Annotated in this window: 20 protein-coding genes; 15 read left to right on the forward strand and 5 right to left on the reverse strand. The window is 56.9% G+C overall.

The window, feature by feature from the left end; translation table 11 throughout:
• Positions 1 to 13: 13 nt before the first annotated feature.
• Genes OS190_RS15640 through OS190_RS15660 form a run of 5 tightly spaced genes read left to right on the forward strand, consistent with a single transcriptional unit; the run spans position 14 to position 5,829 of the window.
• Positions 14 to 1,021 (forward strand): BMP family protein, encoded by a 1,008-nt coding sequence (locus OS190_RS15640; protein WP_267159656.1) that lies wholly within the window; start codon positions 14 to 16, stop codon positions 1,019 to 1,021.
• A complete protein-coding gene (locus OS190_RS15645) occupies positions 1,022 to 2,566 on the forward strand; it encodes an ABC transporter ATP-binding protein (RefSeq protein ID WP_267159657.1) in 1,545 nt (514 codons plus the stop codon).
• On the forward strand, positions 2,556 to 3,605 hold the full coding sequence (locus tag OS190_RS15650; RefSeq protein ID WP_267159658.1) for an ABC transporter permease: 1,050 nt from the start codon (positions 2,556 to 2,558) through the stop codon (positions 3,603 to 3,605). The genes OS190_RS15645 and OS190_RS15650 overlap by 11 nt, the downstream gene beginning before the upstream one ends.
• Positions 3,605 to 4,549: an ABC transporter permease gene (locus tag OS190_RS15655; protein ID WP_267159659.1), complete on the forward strand. Its 945-nt coding sequence runs from the start codon at positions 3,605 to 3,607 to the stop codon at positions 4,547 to 4,549. Before OS190_RS15650 ends, OS190_RS15655 begins: the two co-directional genes overlap by 1 nt.
• Positions 4,549 to 5,829, forward strand: coding sequence for an amidohydrolase family protein (locus OS190_RS15660; protein WP_267159660.1), 1,281 nt, complete (start codon positions 4,549 to 4,551; stop codon positions 5,827 to 5,829). Before OS190_RS15655 ends, OS190_RS15660 begins: the two co-directional genes overlap by 1 nt.
• Here OS190_RS15660 and nagA read toward each other — a convergent pair.
• From nagA to OS190_RS15675, 3 genes are read right to left on the reverse strand one after another with little or no spacing between them, the layout of a single operon-like run.
• Complete coding sequence (nagA, locus tag OS190_RS15665; RefSeq protein WP_267159661.1) at positions 5,821 to 6,957, reverse strand: N-acetylglucosamine-6-phosphate deacetylase; 1,137 nt, start codon at positions 6,955 to 6,957, stop codon at positions 5,821 to 5,823. The genes OS190_RS15660 and nagA overlap by 9 nt on opposite strands.
• Positions 6,954 to 7,835 carry a glucosamine kinase nucleotide-binding domain-containing protein gene (locus tag OS190_RS15670; protein ID WP_267159662.1) on the reverse strand — a complete coding sequence of 294 codons (882 nt, stop codon included), beginning with the start codon at positions 7,833 to 7,835 and terminating at the stop codon, positions 6,954 to 6,956. The genes nagA and OS190_RS15670 overlap by 4 nt, the downstream gene beginning before the upstream one ends.
• 54 nt (positions 7,836 to 7,889) lie before the next feature.
• A complete protein-coding gene (locus OS190_RS15675; protein WP_267159663.1) occupies positions 7,890 to 8,417 on the reverse strand; it encodes a winged helix DNA-binding protein in 528 nt (175 codons plus the stop codon).
• Between the two features lie 371 nt (positions 8,418 to 8,788).
• Here OS190_RS15675 and OS190_RS15680 point away from each other — a divergent pair, with 371 nt between their 5' ends.
• The gene (locus tag OS190_RS15680; protein WP_267159664.1) at positions 8,789 to 9,865 is read left to right on the forward strand and encodes a Hint domain-containing protein; all 1,077 of its coding nucleotides are present in this window, start codon (positions 8,789 to 8,791) and stop codon (positions 9,863 to 9,865) included.
• Between the two features lie 40 nt (positions 9,866 to 9,905).
• Here the strand turns inward: OS190_RS15680 and OS190_RS15685 are convergent, their stop codons facing one another.
• On the reverse strand, positions 9,906 to 10,475 hold the full coding sequence (locus OS190_RS15685; RefSeq protein ID WP_267159665.1) for a TlpA family protein disulfide reductase: 570 nt from the start codon (positions 10,473 to 10,475) through the stop codon (positions 9,906 to 9,908).
• Between the two features lie 23 nt (positions 10,476 to 10,498).
• On the opposite strand from OS190_RS15685, the gene argH reads away from it, so the two are divergent.
• From argH to OS190_RS15710, 5 genes are all read left to right on the forward strand, one after another.
• Positions 10,499 to 11,890 carry an argininosuccinate lyase gene (gene argH / locus OS190_RS15690; protein ID WP_267159666.1) on the forward strand — a complete coding sequence of 464 codons (1,392 nt, stop codon included), beginning with the start codon at positions 10,499 to 10,501 and terminating at the stop codon, positions 11,888 to 11,890.
• The gene (locus OS190_RS15695; protein WP_267159667.1) at positions 11,887 to 12,066 is read left to right on the forward strand and encodes a hypothetical protein; all 180 of its coding nucleotides are present in this window, start codon (positions 11,887 to 11,889) and stop codon (positions 12,064 to 12,066) included. Before argH ends, OS190_RS15695 begins: the two co-directional genes overlap by 4 nt.
• Positions 12,067 to 12,225: 159 nt before the next feature.
• The gene (locus OS190_RS15700; RefSeq protein ID WP_267159857.1) at positions 12,226 to 12,543 is read left to right on the forward strand and encodes a DUF2834 domain-containing protein; all 318 of its coding nucleotides are present in this window, start codon (positions 12,226 to 12,228) and stop codon (positions 12,541 to 12,543) included.
• A 31-nt stretch (positions 12,544 to 12,574) separates the two neighbouring features.
• Positions 12,575 to 13,840: a diaminopimelate decarboxylase gene (gene lysA, locus OS190_RS15705; RefSeq protein WP_267159668.1), complete on the forward strand. Its 1,266-nt coding sequence runs from the start codon at positions 12,575 to 12,577 to the stop codon at positions 13,838 to 13,840.
• Between the two features lie 36 nt (positions 13,841 to 13,876).
• On the forward strand, positions 13,877 to 16,477 hold the full coding sequence (locus tag OS190_RS15710) for a TIGR02302 family protein (protein WP_267159669.1): 2,601 nt from the start codon (positions 13,877 to 13,879) through the stop codon (positions 16,475 to 16,477).
• Positions 16,478 to 16,514: 37 nt separating this feature from the next.
• Here OS190_RS15710 and OS190_RS15715 read toward each other — a convergent pair whose 3' ends face one another.
• Positions 16,515 to 17,357, reverse strand: coding sequence for a zinc-ribbon domain-containing protein (locus OS190_RS15715; RefSeq protein ID WP_267159670.1), 843 nt, complete (start codon positions 17,355 to 17,357; stop codon positions 16,515 to 16,517).
• 164 nt (positions 17,358 to 17,521) lie between these two features.
• Here OS190_RS15715 and OS190_RS15720 point away from each other — a divergent pair, with 164 nt between their 5' ends.
• From OS190_RS15720 to OS190_RS15735, 4 genes are read left to right on the forward strand one after another with little or no spacing between them, the layout of a single operon-like run.
• Positions 17,522 to 18,199 (forward strand): cell division ATP-binding protein FtsE, encoded by a 678-nt coding sequence (locus OS190_RS15720; protein WP_267159671.1) that lies wholly within the window; start codon positions 17,522 to 17,524, stop codon positions 18,197 to 18,199.
• Positions 18,196 to 19,101 (forward strand): cell division protein FtsX, encoded by a 906-nt coding sequence (locus OS190_RS15725; protein ID WP_267159672.1) that lies wholly within the window; start codon positions 18,196 to 18,198, stop codon positions 19,099 to 19,101. Before OS190_RS15720 ends, OS190_RS15725 begins: the two co-directional genes overlap by 4 nt.
• Positions 19,101 to 19,826 (forward strand): lysophospholipid acyltransferase family protein, encoded by a 726-nt coding sequence (locus OS190_RS15730; RefSeq protein WP_267159673.1) that lies wholly within the window; start codon positions 19,101 to 19,103, stop codon positions 19,824 to 19,826. The genes OS190_RS15725 and OS190_RS15730 overlap by 1 nt, the downstream gene beginning before the upstream one ends.
• Entirely contained in the window at positions 19,819 to 20,424 is a 606-nt protein-coding gene (locus OS190_RS15735) for a pyridoxamine 5'-phosphate oxidase family protein (protein WP_267159674.1), read from the forward strand. Before OS190_RS15730 ends, OS190_RS15735 begins: the two co-directional genes overlap by 8 nt.
• The last annotated feature ends 8 nt before the right edge of the window (positions 20,425 to 20,432 follow it).

The following is a 20,432-nucleotide window of genomic DNA, read 5'->3' on the forward strand; positions in this document are numbered from 1 at the left end:
CATGGGGGTTCACATGACAGATCATAGATACACGCGCCGACACTTGTTGGGCAGCGCCGCAATTCTGGCAGCGGCTGCGACCTTGCCCAAGACGGCTTTTGCCGCTGAGACCATCAAGGTCGCCGGGATCTATACCGTGCCCGTCGAACAGCAATGGGTCAGCCGAATCCATCTGGCCGCTGAAACTGCGCAAACGCGGGGCGATATTGCATATACCTTTACCGAGAACGTTTCAAATACCGACTATGCCCGCGTCATGCGAGAATATGCCGAGGCGGGCAATACATTGATCATCGGCGAGATATTTGGCGCAGAGCAGGAAGCTCGCGAAGTGGCGGCAGACTATCCAAATGTGGCCTTCCTGATGGGATCATCCTTCAAGGAAGACCCCGGCTTGCCGAACTTTGCGGTCTTTGACAACTACATCCAGGATGCGGCTTATCTTTCCGGCATCATCGCGGGATCAATGACACAAAGTGGCAATATTGGCATGGTCGGGGGCTTTCCGATTCCCGAAGTGAACCGACTCATGCATGCCTTCATGGCCGGGGCAGCGGAAATAAAACCGGACATTCGGTTTCAGGTCAGCTTTATCGGCTCGTGGTTCGATCCGCCAAAGGCCAAGGAAACCGCCTTTGCCATGATCGAAAATGGTGCGGATTTGCTATATGCCGAACGCTTTGGCGTGTCGGATGCGGCCAAGGAAAAGGGTATCTTGGCTATAGGCAACGTGATTGACACACAGAATGATTACCCGGAAACAGTTGTGGCTTCGGCGATCTGGCATTTCGAACCCACACTCGACGCGGCCATTGCTGCAGTACAGGCGGGTGAGTTTGCTGCCAAGGATTACGGTGTCTATTCATTGATGAACGCGGGAGGGTGCTCGCTGGCACCGTTCGGCACCTTTGAAGGTAAGATCCCCGAGGAAGCGCTGGCTTTGGTTGCAGAACGTACTGCGGCGATCAAAGACGGCAGTTTCGTCGTTGAAGTGAACGATGAAGAGCCGAAGTCCAGCTAGATGAACGTTAACAAAGAGGCGCAGGTTGTCTTGCGCCTCGATAAAATTACCAAGCGTTTTGGTGCTTTGACAGCCAATGACGCGATCAGTTTTGACCTGAGGCAAGGCGAGGTTATTGCGCTTTTGGGAGAGAACGGCGCAGGCAAGACGACGCTGATGAACATCCTGTTCGGTCACTATACGTCCGACGCCGGGCGTGTTGAGGTCTTTGGTCAAACCATGCCTCCGGGTAATCCACGTAGTGCACTGGCGGCGGGGGTTGGCATGGTGCATCAACATTTCACGTTGGCCGACAACATGACTGTGCTGGAAAACATCGTTTTGGGTACTGCGCGCTTGTGGCACCTGGGGTTTGGCAAGGCAGTCGCACGTCAGCGCATCCTGTCGTTGGTGCAAGACTACGGGTTACAGGTCGATCCCGATGCAATTGTGGGTAGATTAAGCGTGGGCGAACGCCAACGGGTTGAAATCCTCAAGGCGTTGTATCGCGATGCGCGGATATTGATCCTGGACGAACCGACTGCGGTACTGACCCCGCAGGAAACCGATGACTTGTTCGTGACCATGCGCCGCGCTGTGGCGCTGGGGCTGTCTGTGATTTTCATCAGCCACAAATTGCACGAAGTGATGGCGATCTCGTCCCGTGTCGTGGTCTTGCGTCATGGCAAATTGATCGCGCAGGCCGATACGGCGGATGTGGATAAACACCAGCTGGCCCAGATGATGGTGGGAACTGAGGTCGCAGCACCAGAGGTGCGCAAAGCCAATCCGGGCAAGGTACTGGTCAAATTGGAAAGGGTATCTACACCCGACAAAGGTGCGGCACCGGGACTGAAACAGGTTGATATGAACTTACATGCAGGCCAGATTGTCGGCCTTGCTGGGGTGTCGGGCAATGGTCAAACGGCCTTGGCTGACCTTTTGGGAGGGTTGACGACACCCGCCACAGGCCACATGCGTCTGTCAGACGAAATACCCCGGAATTGGCATCCCCGCGCTGCCTTGGATGCCGGGGTCGCCCGGATCCCCGAAGACCGACACAAGACAGGGACAATCGCCGATTTCAACCTCATTGAAAACGCGATGTTGGAATTATATGCCACCGCGCCCTTCAGTCGTAATGGCTGGATGGACTGGTCTGCTGCGAGAACGTTCGCGCAGAGGGTTCTTGACGGATATGATGTGCGCTGTCCCGGTCTCGATACCCCTATCCGGCTATTGTCGGGTGGAAACATGCAAAAGCTGATCTTGGGGCGTGCGTTTGAGACAGCACCGCAAGTCATTCTGGCCAATCAACCTGTTCGCGGCCTTGATATTGGTGCCTTGACCTATGTGCATGAACAACTGTTGGCAGCACGCGATCGTGGTGCAGCGGTGTTGCTGATTTCGGAAGATCTGGACGAGATTACCGCGCTGTCAGACGTGATCCACGTGATTTCCGAAGGGCGTTTGTCGCCACCTTTTGCCCGCGGCGCATTAAGTGCCGTAGAGCTGGGTATCTGGATGGCGGGACACGGATTTGAGGGTCATTCGGATGCGGCTTGAACCTATTGCCAACCCGGGCCTTTTGCGCAGGCTGGGCCTGCCTGCGCTGGCGCTCGGCGTGACAGTGGTTGTCGCATCCATTCTCGCGATGATTGCCGGTGCACAGCCTTTTTCGGTGCTTGGGTTGATCATCAAAGGTGCCGTTGGGTCAAAATTCGCGGCCTTGGAAACGCTCAACCGCGCGACGCCGCTGATCTTTACCGGTCTGGCCGTTGCGGTCGCCTTTCGAGCGCAATTGTGGAACATCGGGGCCGAAGCTCAGCTATATGTTGGTGCGGTCGTTACTGTGGTGTTGGGAACCGGGGCGCTTGGCTGGCCGGCTTTTGCGCTGCTGCCTACCATAGCCGTGGCCGGGATGTTTGCCGGGGCGCTTACATTGTTGGTGCCAACCTTTCTTAAAACACGGTTCGGCGTTGATGAGGTCGTGACGACATTGCTTTTGAATTTTGTGGTGATCTTGTGGGTCTCCATGCTGCTTGAGGGCTCTTTGAAAGATCCCATGGGGCTGGGATGGCCCAAATCCGCACGCCTGATCGCCGAGGCGCGATTGCCACGCATGGTGGATGGGTTGCGTCTGCATTGGGGATTCGGGCTTGCTTTGCTGTCCGCGTTTGTCGTCTGGATAATCCAGATCCGCACAACCCTGGGGTATGAGATGCGGGCAGTGGGATTGAACAAAGAAGCAGCGCGTTTTGCGGGCATCCCGGTAACGGGCGTTCTGATCAAGACGGCGTTGTTGTCCGGTGGCCTCGCGGCTCTTGCGGGTTTCTCTGAAGTGGCGGGCCTCAAGGGGGCGCTTACTTTGGATATTTCACCTGGTTTCGGCTATACGGGCATTATCGTTGCGATGCTGGCGCTTTTGAACCCGCTTGGTGTCGTGATTTCCGCATTGTTCGTTGCGGGTATTTTCGTCGGTGCGGACAGCATGAGCCGTGCGGCGGGGGTGCCGACCTATCTTGCAGACATCATGCTTGCTCTTGCATTGCTGTTGATGGTTTTGGCAATCATGCTGACCAAATTTAGGGTGAGGCGCGAGTGATGGATATTTTCGAGATCCTGCTTTCAGCCAGCTTCTGGACAGCCGCTATTCGTATCGCTTCGCCGCTGATCTTTGCCGCTCTGGGGGAACTGATCTGCGAACGGGCGGGGGTGCTCAACCTCGGGATCGAGGGCATCATGGTCGTGGGAGCATTTGCGGGCTGGATGACCGTATACCTGGGGGGCGGTCTGTGGTTTGGTGTCATTATCGCGATGACATCCGGCATGTTTTTCGGCCTGCTGCATGGGGTGCTGACGGTCCCTTTCGGGCTAAGTCAACACGTCGTCGGCCTTGGAATAACATTGTTCGCAACTTCTCTGACCTATTTTTGCTATCGGCTTGCTTTGCCCGAAGTCACCTCGCCCCCCAAGATCGAAGCCTTTCAACCCTTTGAAATTCCGGTATTGTCGGAGTTGCCCATTCTCGGGCCTGCATTGTTTTCGCAGACACCGATGACCTATCTGGCCTTTGTGCTGGTGCTGGTGGTCAGCCTTGGCCTTTATCACACGCCGCTCGGGCTGGCGGTGCGGGCTGCGGGTGAAAACCCCGCCGCTGTAGAGGCGCAGGGACTAAGTGTCAGCAAGATCCGCATTGGCGCGGTTATGGTGGGGAGCGGCCTGATGGCAGTGGGCGGGGCGTTTTTGACCATGTCTGCCTTTAATTCGTTCTTTTTCGAGATGGTAAACGGACGCGGCTGGATCTGTATTGCGCTGGTTGTGTTCGGCTCATGGAAACCGGGCAAGACACTCCTTGGCGCAATCCTTTTTGCAGCTTTCGATGCGCTTCAAATCCGGGTGCAGCAAACGCCTCTGGGTGCCGACATCCCCTATCAGATCTTCCTCATGGCACCCTATGTCCTTTCCATTCTTGCCTTGGTTGTCATGTCGCGCCGCGCACAGGTGCCCGCCGCCTTGATGGTGCCCTTTAACAAAGGAGAACGCTGATGTTTGATCTGATCATCAAAGGTGGCAACTTGCCCGACGGGCGGGTCACGGATATTGGTATCAAAGACCACAAGATCGTTGCAATTGAAACACTCGATGCCGACGCAGCAGAGGTGATCGACGCAACCGGAGACCTTGTCAGTCCGCCATTTGTCGACCCCCATTTTCATATGGACGCGACGTTGAGCTATGGCACGCCGCGCATTAATGCGTCCGGTACGCTATTGGAGGGGATCGGTCTTTGGGGTGAATTGAAACAAGTGATGACTCCCGATGAGGTAAAGGCGCGGGCGCTGGAGTACTGTGACTGGGCCGCCTCACTGGGGTTGCTCGCGATCCGCTCACATGTGGATACCTGTCACGATAGCCTGATGGGCGTCGAGGTATTGCTGGAGGTGCGTCGTGAGGTGGCGGATTACATCGATCTGCAACTGGTTGCCTTTCCACAAGACGGGCTGTTTCGTAGCCCGACAGCTTATGACAACACGATCCGCGCGCTGGACATGGGTGTGGATGTCGTCGGGGGCATTCCGCATTTCGAACGCACGATGGCGGATGGCGCAAGATCCGTTACGACGCTTTGTGAAATTGCGGCAAAGCGCGGTTTGAGGGTCGACATGCACTGTGATGAAACCGATGATCCACATTCGCGCCACATCGAAACGCTGGCGTTCGAGACACAGCGGCTTGGCTTGCAGGGGCGTGTCGCAGGTTCGCACCTTACATCAATGCACTCGATGGATAGTTACTATGTCTCCAAACTTTTGCCCTTGATTGCAGAAGCACAAGTCGCGGCGATCCCAAATCCCTTGATCAATATCATGTTGCAGGGTCGCCATGACAGCTTTCCCAAAAGGCGCGGACTGACCCGTGTCAAGGAAATGCAAGCGATGGGTATCACCGTTGGATGGGGGCAGGATTGCGTGATGGACCCATGGTATTCGCTGGGCACGGGCGACATGCTTGATGTGGCATTTATGGGACTACATGTTGCCCAGATGAGCAGCCCTGATGAGATGCGGCGTTGTTTTGACATGGTAACAAACGTCAATGCGGCGATCATGGGGCTGGAGGAATACGGCTTGCGTATCGGGGCCAAGGCATCGCTTGTGGTGTTGGATGCGGGCAATCCGATTGAGGCATTGCGGCTTCGTCCGGACCGGCTTTGTGTTGTGGCGAACGGTAAGGTGATTTCTCGCAAGTCGCGCAATGACGCACGGCTTTCCTTGTCAGGACGGCCCGAGTTCCTGCGTCGTCGCCATGGGGCGCATTCAGGTTAGCTCCGCCACCGTTAGCACACGAAAATCCGGTGTGAGATAAATCAGGCCGCTCTCATTGTCGGGCCATTCTCCTGCACCTTGGGGGCTGCGCAATAGTGATGCCGGAATCGACGTTGCGCGTGCAAAGGCCTGTTCGGTTGGTTCGCCAACCTCATTGATCATCACGCGCAGCGCCCTCGCCATGTCGAGGTCTGCCCCCGCCAATGTGCCATCCTCAAGGGTTAATTTGCCTCCATTGCGCAGGATCTTGCGCCCGTTTAGCATGAACTGGTTGATGTCCGATCCTGCACAGGCCATCGCATCCGTGACAAGGAATACCGCCCCCGGACCTGCCTTGGCCGCCAGGGCGGATCGGATGGTCGCGGGGTGCACATGGATGCCATCAGCGATCAAGCCGCAGGAGGCAGCACCTGTGTTCAGCGTGGCACCAACAAGACCGGGCGCGCGGCTGGTCAGTTGGCTCATTGCGTTGAACAAATGAGTGGTGCCCTGCGCACCAGCATCAAAGGCTGCGGCAGCCGTTTCAAAATCACAGTCGCTGTGACCAAGAAAAACAATAGCACCCGCGTCCCTGAGGGTGCTGATTTGCGCAGCTGTGACGCTTTCGGGCGCGACTGTGATCAGAAGATTGGGCAGGGTGCGGGCAGCGGCGCTCAATTCAGCGCAATCGGTATCGTCCATGCGGCGGATCAAGGCAGCGTCATGAGCGCCTTTACGGCTCGTGGAAAGGTGAGGACCCTCAAGATGCAGGCCAATGATTCCGGGGACGCCCAGTTCGACGGCTGCTGTTACGGCTGCAATTGCTGCGGTGGTCTGGGCGGGCGTATCGGTGATCAACGTAGGGAGAAAGGCGCGCGTCCCGAGACGGGAATGGGCGCGGGCTATGGTGGTGAGACAGGTGATATCAGGTGAATCGTTGAACATCACACCACCGCCGCCGTTGACCTGCAGATCGACAAAACCGGGGAGGAACGTGCCGCCCTGAAGAGTAACCAATGAAATCGAACCGGAGAGTGTGGTAGGCGGCAGGATTTCGGGTTGACCGTTTGCAACCACCACTGCTTGACCCGTCAGCAGGCGCTTTCCGTCGAACACATCTGCACCGACAAATGCTTGGGGTTGTGTCATTTTTGACCCTTGGCGAGTTGCAGCGCCATGGCAAACGCGCCATCCAGAGCCGAGCCCTGCGGCGGTTGAAGGTTGAATTTGAAGTAATTCGGAAGATGCTTTGCATAATGCGGTCCGACACCACCGGCAAGCGTAAGCCAATCTCCGGTCTCGAAACCGAGCGCATTCAGTGCTTTTTCCAGATAAGCAGCACCTTGCGCGATCAAGCCAAGCGCCAGAGTGTCGCCTAATTCGACCGCCTCAATCACCAAGCGTGCGTATTGCGCATAATCGGCGGGTGAGGCCAGGCTGCTGAATTCAACTATACCAACCAGCCCGCCTTTGGCTTTGAGGGTTCTGCGGCTCAGTTCAGTATGGGCGCGCAATCCATCTTCGGCTAGAACAACTTCCTCCAACAGCCGCCGGCCCAGCCACGCGCCGGATGCCTGATCTGAAAGATGGAAACCCCATCCGCCCACGGTGCGCATTTGCAAGTTTTCCTGCCGGGCGACAATCGTGCCTGTGCCAAGGGCAACAAGAAACCCGTCCGCATCCCCAAGGGCACCGCGGACCGAGGTATCGCGGTCGCCGGATACAGTGACCCGACCATAGGGCAGGGCAGCAAGGAGCGCTGAAATTTCCACTGTTGAATGCGCACCGGCGACGCCAAGATGTGCGGTGATCTGGGCGGGTGAGGTGTTTTGCAAACCTGCGTTCAGCAAGGCCCGGTCAATGGTATCCGTCAAATTGGCAAGGGCGCTGCGAAAATCACTGTGGATATTGCCGGAACCGCCTATGGCCTGCGCGATGATTCCGCGCGAAACGGTTCCCGCTGCGGCACGGCAGCCACTGCCACCGCCATCCGCGGCCACGATCACCTGAGGTATTGAGGTATCCATTTCTGGATTATAGGGCAGCCCGCTTATCAAAGCCTAGGGGGATAATCGCAGGCCTTACAAAGAAGCCGCAGCCCGGCTTGCCTGATCATATTGCCCCGACATGGCCCGCAATCCGGCCGCGATCTGACGCAGGTCGTCCCCGTCTGTATCCAAACGCGACAGCCCATCCAGGAAGCAAACCTTGCGGATGGCGCGGTAAGCCTCGCATAGGGCTTCGCCCTGTTCAGACGTGCGATAAAATACTTCCTTGCCGCGTTTGTCGGATTCCAACAAACCGGATTTAAGCAGTTTGCGAAGCGCGTAATTCACCGTATGGGTATCCTCGATATTCAACAAAAAACAGATGTCTGTAAGACGTTTCTCGCGTCCACGATGATTGGTGTTGTGCAGTACAAGGATTTCCAGCGGGGTCAGCTCTGTGTTTCCCGCCGCCGCCATGCAGCGCGTCATCCATCGCGTAAAAGCGTTAAAGGCAATGATCAAACCATACTCAAGTTCGGATGACTCCCATCCTTCGCCTTCGGCAAGATGGCGCGAGGAAACAATACGCCGTTCAGAGAGTGGTTTAGGAGTATCAGTCATAGGGCCTCATGTTATCCAAAGACAAATCGTTCGCAATATGTCGGCGAGTTACCAGCGTTTGTCGGGTGCATTGATCACTAGATCACAATCCAAAGGATGAGCGAAGTGGATTTTACACACGTTAAGGTTGCTGAAATGCCGTTCCGAGAAAAGAAACAAGGTGACGTGACGTCAGCAATATGTCGGGATATATTCGATATATTGTGATGATGGCGCTGGCGGGCGCAATATGTTGATCTCTCGCATGGCGGGAAAGCGGTCCCTGCGTGAATTTGCAACACCTGATTGTCTGTCACAAAAAACAAACTTTCCCGATGATTCGCATTTTGTTAGCCTTGCGTTAATAAAAACTGAGGCAGGCAGTACGAGCAATGAAAACGGGCTTAAAAGGCACGTTCGTCATAAGCTGGTCGCAAACAGAAATCGACGGCCTTGATGCCGCACCCGTGCAATCCCTTTCTGTAGGTGCCGCATGGGCGTGGCGGGGTGATGCCATCAGCGTTGATGGACCGAACGATGTCTTGCGACTGGACCAGGCAGACGGGGCAGAAAAATTAAGAAAACGAGCGGCGCGAATGGTCCATCGCTTGGTCGGGGCAGCTCTTGAAAAAGAGGTACCGTCCGTATCCGGGGCAAACCAGGATGCGTTGGAAACGACACCATTGATGGACAACAGTTTTGTTGTGACGGACGGGGGCAAAAGCTACACCGTGACGCTGATCGAAGTGGGTGGTGGCAGTCAGCCTTTGTTGATGTTTCTTGACGAAATCCCGCCTCGTGATTGCGAACTCTGGATCGTTCATCACACGCTAGGGTCAACACCTCATGATGTTGATGGCCACGGAAGCGGCGGGGTCATTTGTTTTACCCTTGGAACTCGGATAGCGACGCCCGAAGGTCTGGTGCGTATCGAAGATCTGCGCGAAGGGGATATGGTGCAGACAAAAGATAGCGGCGTGCAGGCGATCCGCTGGATCGGCAGCAGACGGATGAGTGGCGCGCGCTTGTTCGCGATGCCAAAACTACGCCCGGTTCGGATCAGTGCCGGCATTCTGGGCGAGGATAGACCAGACGAAGATTTGATCGTGTCACCTGAGCACCGTATTCTGATCAAGGGTGACAAGGCCCAGGACCTGTTCAACACTTCAGAGGTTCTGGTTGCCGCCAAGGATCTGATCAACGGGGACACCATTACAGTTGACCTGAAACTGCGCGAGGTCACCTATGTGCATCTGTTGTTTGATAGGCATCAGGTTCTCTGGGCCAATGGCGTTGAGACAGAAAGCTTTCACCCCGCTTCGGCTGCACTTAGCGCATTGGACGATGTGGACCGCGCCCGCCTGCTGGCGACGCATCCCGAGTTGGAATTTGATCCACATACCTACGGCAGTTTCGCGCGGCGCAACCTGTCTTCGTCGGAATCTGCCATTCTGAAGTACGCCGCCTGACCCTGCAGCCCGGTCCGCGGCTTCCTTGTCCTTGATGGCGTTATTTTTCAACGCGGCTCTTGATCAAAGCCTTGACAATGGCCTTGGCGCTGTCGCTGTCCCATTTGGCATCCCCACGCAATCGGGCAATCTCTCGCCCTTCGGGGTCGATCAATACTGAAATCGGCAACCCGAATATGCCCATTTGTGAGGCCAGTTGTTGTTTCGGGTCTTGGTGACGCGGCAGACTGTCGATGCCGGCCTCGGAAAAAAACTTGGTAATTCCAGCGGGAGAATTACGCCCGGTGGCGATGGTAAGGACCTCGAAATCCTCGCCACCGAATTCTTTTTGCAAAGCATTCAGCTGCGGCATTTCCTTGCGGCAGGGCGCACACCAGGTGGCCCAGAAGTTCACCAGAACATATTTGTCGCGATACTCTGCGAGCGTGGCAGTTCCCGCATCATCGGCCAAATCAAATGCTGAATCCGACACTGCCTGGGGGCTGTCATGAACGATCAATTTCTTCATATCGCCTGTGCGCAGGGATAAAATGTCAGGTCCTGCAGACAACGCGGCATTTGCACCTGTCAAAAGGGCCGTATACAGGAGACCGAACACTAAATTTCTCATCTGTCCCTCCAAAGGGTTTTGTAATGACTGACACGACTTCCAACAAAATGTGGGGTGGCCGTTTCGCCGCCGGTCCCGATGCCATCATGGAGGCTATTAACGCTTCCATAGGTTTTGACAAGCGGATGGCGGCCCAGGATATCGCAGGCTCGCGTGCTCATGCCGCGATGTTGGCCGCAACAGGCATCATCACTGATAAAGATGCAGAAGCGATCGGGGAAGGGCTTCTCACGATCTTGTCAGAAATCGAAGACGGGACCTTTCAATTTTCGACCGCACTGGAAGACATCCACATGAATGTCGAAGCGCGTTTGAAAGAGGTGATCGGCGAACCTGCGGGGCGCTTGCATACGGGGCGTTCACGCAATGACCAGGTTGCGACGGATTTCAAACTTTGGGTACGCGATCAGCTGGATGCATTTGAAGGCGGGCTGATGGCGTTGATCCGTGCCTTGCTGGGACAGGCAGAGGCGGGGGCAGATTGGGTCATGCCAGGGTTCACTCATCTACAAACCGCGCAACCCGTGACCTGGGGCCATCACATGATGGCCTATGTCGAAATGTTCGGGCGCGATCTGTCCCGTGTACGTGATGCAAGAGCGCGGATGAACGAAAGCCCCCTTGGGGCCGCGGCGCTTGCGGGTACATCCTTTCCGATTGACCGTGATATGACGGCGCAGGCTCTTGGCTTTGACCGGCCTGCGGCCAATTCGCTGGATGCCGTTGCCGATCGTGACTTTGCATTGGAGTTTCTGGCGGCGGCGAGCATCTGCGCCATGCATCTGTCACGCTTTGCAGAGGAATTGGTGATTTGGTCGTCAGCACAGTTCCGGTTTGTGACACTTTCTGACCGGTTTTCAACAGGATCCTCGATCATGCCACAGAAAAAGAACCCTGACGCAGCGGAGTTGATCCGCGCCAAGGTAGGGCGGATTTTCGGGGCCAATACCGCGCTCATGATGGTGATGAAGGGGCTGCCGCTGACCTATTCCAAGGACATGCAGGAAGACAAGGAACAGGTGTTTGACGCCGCCGACAACCTGATGCTGGCTTTGGCCGCGATGGAAGGCATGGTGCGCGATATGACGGGGCAACGCGACAATCTGGCCGCAGCTGCCGGGTCTGGGTTTTCCACGGCAACCGATCTCGCCGACTGGCTGGTGCGGGTGCTGGGCCTGCCGTTTCGCGAGGCCCATCACGTCACGGGGGCCTTGGTCGGGATGGCCGAAAAACAGGGCTGCGACCTGCCTGACCTGACACTGGCGCAGATGCAATCGGTGCATGCCGATATTTCCGAGGGCGTTTTTGATGTGCTTACGGTGGAAAATTCGGTGAATTCGCGTATGTCTTACGGGGGGACCGCACCAGCGCAGGTGCGGGAGCAGATCAAGCGTTGGAAAGGTTTGTTGGCATGAGATTGGCCATCGCAATCGGACTTTGCCTAAGCCTTGCGGCCTGCGGTGCCGACGGCGAACCCGTGCAGCCGACGCGCAGTGCGACCATTTCCCTTACGGACAGGGGGCTTGCTGCCTCTGGTCAAGTGGCTTTGCATCAGGGACCGGTTGCCGTCACGCTGGGACTGGGATTTTGAAGGGCGGTTTGCTACTTGCGATGTTCATTGCGCTGGCGGGTTGCAATGCCTCCGGGAGCAGCGGTGGCCCGGTTCATCCGCGGCAGGAAACCAGCAGGACCACGCCAGGATTGCATCTTTCAGGATATGTGAATGTCGGCGTGGCGAGGACTTTTTGAAATGTCGGCTTTGCGCATGATTTTCCTGGGATTGGCGATTTGGGGAGCACTTCATCCCCTGTACCATTTCATCAGCTGGTTCAATACAAACGGCTATGACGTCATTGCAATGATCGACGCATGGCATGCGAATGCAGCATCCAGCGGCTTGGTCTGGGATCTGACGATTGCTGCTGTCACACTGACTGTCTGGATTATCGCCGAGGTGGCCGTGCGGCGCAACTGGCTGGCCTTGATCGCCATTCCGGCAACATTCTGTATTGGCGTAAGCTGTGGCTTGCCGCTCTATCTATTTTTGAGAACAGCGCCTGTTCGGTAGGGCGGATTTGAGTTTAAGGGCAAGATGAAGCATGGATCATTTCCTCTATCGTGACGGCGCGCTTTATGCGGAGGATGTGCCGATAACAGAGATCGCAGCGGCCGTGGGGACGCCTTTTTATGTCTATTCCACGGCGACTTTGCTGCGTCATTTCCGGCTGTTCGACGAGGCGTTGGAAGGACTGGAGCATCTTGTCTGCTATGCCATGAAGGCAAATTCCAATCAGGCCGTCTTGCGTACATTGGCTGCTGTCGGCGCCGGTATGGATGTGGTGTCGGGTGGGGAATATCGCAGGGCGCGTGCCGCCGGCGTACCGGGGGACAGGATTGTGTTTTCCGGTGTCGGCAAGACCCGCGAAGAGATCCATCTGGCCCTGACAGGGGGGATCCGGCAATTCAATGTCGAAAGCGAACCGGAGATGCAGGTGCTGGATGCCGTTGCGCGGGATCTGGGGGTTGTTGCACCGATCACCATTCGTGTGAACCCCGATGTGGATGCCAAGACCCATGCAAAGATCGCGACGGGAAAGTCCGAGAACAAATTCGGTATCCCGATCGCCCGGGCGCGCGAAGTCTATGCGATGGCTGCGGCGATGCCGGGCCTGGAGATTATCGGGATCGATGTGCATATCGGGTCGCAGTTGACCGATCTTGAGCCTTATGAACTGGCCTACCAGAAGGTTGCTGAGCTCACCGAGGTTCTGCGTGCGGATGGTCATAACATCAAACGTCTCGATCTTGGAGGCGGCCTTGGCATTCCCTATGAGCGGAGCAATGCCGATCCCCCTCTTCCGTCGGATTATGGGGCCTTGGTCAGACGCAGGTTGGGGCATCTGGGGTGCGAAATCGAAATTGAGCCGGGGCGGTTGATCGCGGGTAATGCGGGGCTGATGATCAGCGAAGTGATCTATGTCAAGAAGGGGGAGGGACGCGAATTCCTGATCCTGGACAGCGCAATGAACGACCTGATCCGCCCTGCCATGTATGACGCCTATCACGATATTATTCCGGTTTTGGAGCCTGCCATCGGGGTTGAAAAACAACCCTTCGATATTGTCGGCCCGGTTTGTGAGTCCGGTGATACCTTTGCCAAACAGCGCATGATGCCGCCCCTGTCGGCGGGGGACCAAGTCGCGTTCAGATCTGCCGGAGCCTATGGTGCGGTGATGAGCAGTGAATACAATTCACGCCCCCTTATTCCCGAAGTTCTGGTGCGAGGAGATCAATTTGCGGTTATCCGCGCGCGTCCGACCTTTGACGAAATGATAAATCGCGATACCATCCCTGAATGGCTATAGGGCACAACAGGTCAAAGCCATGAGGGAGCCGATGCGATGAGCAGTTTTACCCCCAACGATTTGCGACGCAGCATGGCAAAATTGCGCTGGCCTATGCGGCTGACCTGGTTCGGGTTGTTTTCCGAAAGTCTGGTGCAGGCGCTGTGGCCGTTGATGAGCGTCGTCTTATCGGTATTGGCGGCCTTGATGTTGGGCCTGCAGGATTCCGTGATGATCGAGATCGTTTGGGCCGGCATTGTCATTGCCTTCTTCGCTTTCGCATTTGGCCTTGTCTATGCTTTGCGACGGTTTCGCATTCCTTCGAAAGCAGCAGCAATGGAACGTCTGGATGCCAGCCTGCCGGGACGTCCGATCCGAGCGATGCTGGACACCGCTGCAATCGGCGATGGCGATGATGCCGCCATGGCGGTGTGGCGCGCCCATAAATCGCGCATGGCCCAGCGGGCTACTGCTGCCAAAGCCGTTCCGGCCGATTTGAGAGTTGCAAGCCGCGACCCATATGCCCTGCGGTATGTGGCGGTCCTGGCATTTTCGATGGCGCTGTTGTTCGGTTCGTTCTGGCGCGTAGGCTCTGTCGTCGGGATGGCACCGGGGGCAGAGTCCATGGCAAGCGGACCGGTCTGGGAAGGATGGGCCGAGCCGCCGCGCTACACAGGGCGCCCGACCTTGTACCTGAATGATTTGCCTGCCGGCCCGCTTGACCTGCCTAAGGGCACGTTGATTACCCTGCGCTTTTACGGAGAGGTCGGTGCGCTTGCCCTGACGGAAACGGTGTCGGGCCGGACAGCAGATATGCCTGCGGCAACCGACCCCGCGCAGGATTTTGCAATCGTGCAACAGGGCAGCATTGCAGTCGAAGGGCCGAGTGGGCGGGCCTGGAACGTGACCATGCGTCCGGATGCACCGCCTGAAGTACAGATTCTGGGCGAGACCAAGGTCACAGCATTGGGTGAGATGCGGTTGCCCTTTAGCGCCACGGATGACTATGGAGTCGAGGCGGGTGAAGCCCAATTCATTCTAGATCTGGCGGCGGTCGATCGGCGCTACGGACTGGAGACCGCCCCGGACCCCCGCGAACAGATCATCGTTGCGTTACCGACGCCGATCGCGGGCAACCGTGCTGCCTTCGAGGAAAATCTGATCGAAGATTTTTCCAAACATCCCTGGGCAAATTTGCCGGTAAAACTGACTCTTACAGTGTTGGATGCAGTAGAGCAGCAAGGCGAAACTATCCCTTTGGATATGCTGTTGCCAGGGCGGAGATTTTTCAATCCATCCGCTGCGGCCCTGATCGAGATGCGGCGCGATCTGTTATGGTCCACAAAGAATGCGACACATACGGCGCAGGTCCTGCGCGCTGTATCCTGGCACGCGGAGGATCTGTTCAGTAGTGCAACTTCTGCATTGCGGTTGAAACGGATCATCGAGAAGCTGGAAATCCGCACGCGGTATGGGCTGGATGCAGAGGTCGTTGATGAACTGGCCGAAGACCTGTGGGGACTGGCACTGGAACTGGAAGAGGGTGAGCTGGCGGATGCACTGGAACGTCTGCGTCGTGCGCAGGAACGGTTACAGGAGGCAATGAAGAACGGAGCATCGGACGAGGAAATCGCCGAATTGATGGATGAGTTGCGCCGCGCGACGGATGACTACATGCGCCAACTTCAGCGACAGCAGGCGCAGGAAGCAGAGCAAAACTCCGATGGTGACCAACAGCAGGGCGAAAACATGCAAATGACGCAGGATGACCTGCAACGCATGATGGATCGGATTCAAGAGTTGATGGAAGAAGGCCGCATGGCCGAAGCAGCCGAAGCCCTGCAACAGCTTCAAGAAATGATGGAGAACATGCGTGTCACCGAAGGACAGCCGGGGCAGGGGGGGAAATCTCCGGGTGAAGAAGCGATGGAAGGCATGGCTGATATGCTGGGCGAACAGCAAGGGCTGAGTGATCAGGCGTTTCGCGATCTGCAAGAAGGGTACAATCCTGATGCCCGGGCAGGTGAAAACCAGGACAATGAAGGGCGCAATGGCGGTCAGGGACGCGGTCAAAGCCATGACGGCCAAGGCGAAGGCAATGGCGAGCGATCAGACCCAAATGGACAGAATGGTGAACAGAACCAGCAATTTGGCGAGGGAGAGCAAGGCCTGGCCGAACGCCAGCGTGCCCTACGTGAAGAATTGAACCGCCAACAAGGGCGTTTGCCCGGACAAGGAACACCTGATGGCGATGCCGCGCGAGAGGCACTTGATCGTGCAGACCGGGCCATGCGGGATGCCGAGGAAGCATTGCGCAAACGTGATCTGGCGGAGGCCATTGATAATCAAGCCCAAGCCATGGAGGCTCTGCGCGAAGGCATGCGTTCGCTGAGTGATGCTCTGGCGCAGGATCAGCAAGACCAGAGCCCCGGCCAAGGCGAGACAGAGGCGGACCGGCGCGCAGACAACCGTGATCCCTTGGGGCGCGAGCAGGGAAGCAATGGATCCTCAAGCACCGACGGGCCGCTGGCCTTGGGACAGGAAAACGGACGTGCCCGTGCCCGTGAATTGCTGGATGAAATCCGCCGTCGGTCAGGGCAAAAAGAGCGACCAGAGGCAGAGCGGGATTATCTGAACCGATTGATGGAACGGTTCTGATCCGCGTCTGCCTGGTCTGAGAAGTTTCGAACCTGCCTTAACTGGCGGATTGGGTTGCAACACTGTCCAGCCAGCCCAAAAGGGCTTTGATGTGTCCGTCGAGTGCTACGCGCAATTGGTCGACCCAAGCGACATAGCTGGTCAGTATTCCATCAAGCGCCGGGACTGTCGCGGCAATCCGGGGCGCATTGGTGTAAATCAACAAGAGCACCAGGAAAAGGATTACAACCATGAAAAAGCCCCGGCGGAAACCACGTTCTTTCTTGTGCGCGCCGCCGGCACCCAATTCGGCGCGGGCATCGGCATCCACGCCACTGGGCGTTTGATCATTACGGAGTGTCGAATTGATTTCTTCAATATCGGGAAGTAATTCCCGACGTGAAGACATGGCCGCGGCTGTCGCCGCAGCTTCGGCGACAGGTTCGGTTTCGCCCCGCAAACGCGCCATGCGTCGTCTTGCATCCAAGGCACGTGCATCATCGTCTTCTCCTGATGCACGGGCCAGCGACGACGGGTGCTCACCAGTATCAAGGCCCAGATCCGGTTGGCTCTCAAGGGTTTCGGACTGACGGCGTTTGCGCGCTTCGAACTCGGCTTCGGCTTCTTGCCGCAAGATATCGGCGACAGCGGGATCAAGCTGTTTGCGTGGCGGATCCTTGGGCGGGGGCGGTGCAGGGGGCGGAGGTGGTGAGACCTCTTCGTCCGGGTCCGGTGCTCCCGAACCCAGCGGAGGTTCATCTTGGGCAGCGGAGGCATGGTCAGGATGCTCCTGAAACCATGTCTTGCCACAGTTCGAGCATTGCACATCCCGACCGGAGGCTGGAACAACCTCGTCAGGTACCTCGTATTGGGCATCGCAATTGGGACAGGTCAGCCGCATATAGTGTCTCGTTGCTCACTCATGACTAGATTTGTACGCTTGAGGGTAGCATATGTTCAACAATCCAGAGGTAAAAGCGTTAACTGTTGCCAAAGTCCAGAAGTGCTGCATTGAATCCCCAGCGATGCTGAGGCACAACAGGCGCGGATGGCAAGGATGCTAAAGTGATTGAGCTGGAAAATGTGGCCTACAGCTATGGCGGTGGCGAATTGCTGTCGGATATTTCGCTGAAACTAGCGCCTGGATCATTCCATTTTCTGACCGGACCGTCGGGTGCGGGTAAAACCACACTGATGAAATTGTGCTATGGAGCGCTCTTGCCGACGGCCGGTCACGTGCGCCTGTTTGGGGCCGATGTTCGTGGGTTGAGCCGCGATGACATCGCGGGAATACGCCGTCGTGTTGGGGTTGTGCATCAGGATGTGCAGTTTCTCGATCATATGAGTGTGACAGACAACATTGGACTGTCGCTGACGGTGTCGGGCCGGCACGCTGAAACATCCGGCGGCGATCTGGATGAACTGATGTCTTGGGTTGGGTTGACGAACCGTGCCGCGGCCTTGCCCCCCGAACTGTCAGGGGGCGAACGTCAACGCGCCGCCCTTGCCCGTGCCGTGATCATGTCACCTGATGTGGTACTGGCGGACGAGCCCACGGGCAATGTCGATTGGGAAATGTCGCAACGACTGCTGCGTCTGTTGATCGAATTGAACAAAATGGGCAAGACCGTGTTGATCGCGACCCATGATCTGAGTTTGATCCGCGCAACCAAGGCTCATGTGCAGGCACGGGTTTTGCGGATTGCGAACCGGCGCATTCAGTTGGCGGGGGCAGATTTGTGAAGTTCGGCGTTTCCACCCTTCGGGCGCTGTTTGTTGGTGACCATCATGCGGACAGGGTTGTGCCGCCGTCCGGTTTCACGGCTCAACTGACGTTTTTTGCTGCGGCAGCCATGGCTTTCCTGGCAGTTTTCGCGCTTGCGATGTCACTGGCCACGGGCCGGTTGGCAAACCGTTGGGGCGAAGAGCTGGCGCGTTCGGCGACCATTCGAATCGTTGCCCCGATGGATCAGCGTGCCGCGCAAACACAGGCTGCGCTGCGTATCCTTGACACGACCAAGGGAGTTGCCCAGGCGCGCGCGCTGAGTGATGCGGAACAACAGGCATTGCTGGCCCCGTGGTTCGGTTCCAACTTTGCGCTTGATGCCCTTCCTGTTCCCCGCCTGATCGAGGTCATCGAAGACAAGGATGGCATGGATCCAGCGGGCCTGCGGCTGCGCCTTGCCGCCGAGGTGCCCGGTGCGGTGTTGGACGATCACAGCCGCTGGCGTGCGCCACTGGTCAAAGCGGCGTCGCGTCTGAGGTTGCTTGGATGGTTGTCTATTGTCCTGATTGCCGCGACCGTTGCGGCGATGATCACGCTGGCAGCAAATGCCGCCCTGGCTGCCAATGCACAGGTCATTGCGGTTTTGCGGCTGGTTGGTGCCACTGACGAATATATCGCTTTGGCATTTGTCCGTCGTTTCACATTACGGGCCTTGTCGGGGGCAGCAGTTGGCACTGTGCTGGCCATGATTGCTGTGTTCTTCTTGCCATCCGCATCCGAAGCTGATGGTTTTCTGACCGGGCTCGGTTTTCAGGGGGTGCACTGGATATGGCCCTTGATCATCCCGATTCTGGCAGGTGTGGTCGCCTTTGTTGCCACCGGGGCGGCAGCACGGCGCACATTGAAGGAGCTTACCTAATGTTACAATGGATACGCTCGATCCTGTTCATCATACAGGCTACCATCGCAATGCCCGTGGTCGGCGTGGTTTTTGCGCCATGGGCGATGTTTTCCAAAACGGGCGCCTATTCTGCCTGCAAGAGCTATGCGGCGTGGTGCATGTGGAGCGCAAGCTGGCTGATCGGTCTGCGTTGTGAAGTCCGCGGCCAGGTACCTGACGGTGAGGTCGTGATCGCAGCAAAGCATCAGTCGTTTCTGGACATCATGATGATTTTCCACGCCCTGCCTCGGGCCAAGTTCATCATGAAACGAGAGATATTATGGACGCCAGTTATTGGCCAATACACCAAACGGATGCAGATGATTGCCGTGGATCGCGGCAAACGCGGCAAGGCAATTTCCAAAATGATGGAAGATGTCAATGCCGGTCGGATCGAGCCGGGCCAAATCGTCATTTACCCTCAGGGTACCCGTGTCGCACCCGGTGCCAGCGTACCCTATAAAATTGGGACTGCCGTGCTCTACGATCAACTGAAGCAACCTTGTATACCTGTTGCGACCAACGCAGGATACTTCTGGCCACGTCGCGGGATCTACCGTCGCCCCGGTTTGGCCGTCGTTGAGTTTCTGGCCCCCATTGCACCCGGCCTCCCGAAAGATGTGTTCATGAAGGAATTGGAAACAACGGTCGAAACCGCCTCTGATGCATTGTTGCAAGAGGCGGGCTGGAAGTCGGATGCGTAAGATCACGAAGATCGCAGCGCTTGAGGCGCTATACGGCAAACCAGGTGCAGCCGCGAAACGCAAGGTTGCGCGGCAAATGACGCCGCTCTATCGCAAATGGATCATGGCCTCACGGTTCTGCATCCTCTCCACTGTCGGACCGGATGGCACCGACGGCAGCCCGAGGGGGGATGATGGACCCGTGGTTGCGGAATTGGATGAACACACTCTGGCATTGCCGGATTGGCGCGGAAATAACCGTTTGGATTCACTGCGCAATATTGTTTCTGATGGCCGCGTCTCGCTGATGTTTCTGGTGCCTGGTTCGAACAACGTCGTGCGTGTGAACGGCCGGGCATTTTTGACCGATGACCGGGAACTATGCGCAAAGTTCGAAAAACACAGCCGTCAGCCGGCAACTGTCATCGTCATCGAGATTGCCGAGATCTATAGCCAATGCGCGCGTGCCTTGATGCGCGCAGGCACCTGGGCAGGACATGATCAAAGCGGTGATTTGCCAAGTGTCGGTGATATTCTGGCCGCGTTAACCGATGGCGAAGAAGGGGGCGCGTCATATGATGCCACCTGGCCGGGGCGTGCTCAGAATACCATGTGGTGAAACAAGTT

The organism is Sulfitobacter sp. F26204, from assembly GCF_026410305.1.
Classification (GTDB): domain Bacteria; phylum Pseudomonadota; class Alphaproteobacteria; order Rhodobacterales; family Rhodobacteraceae; genus Sulfitobacter.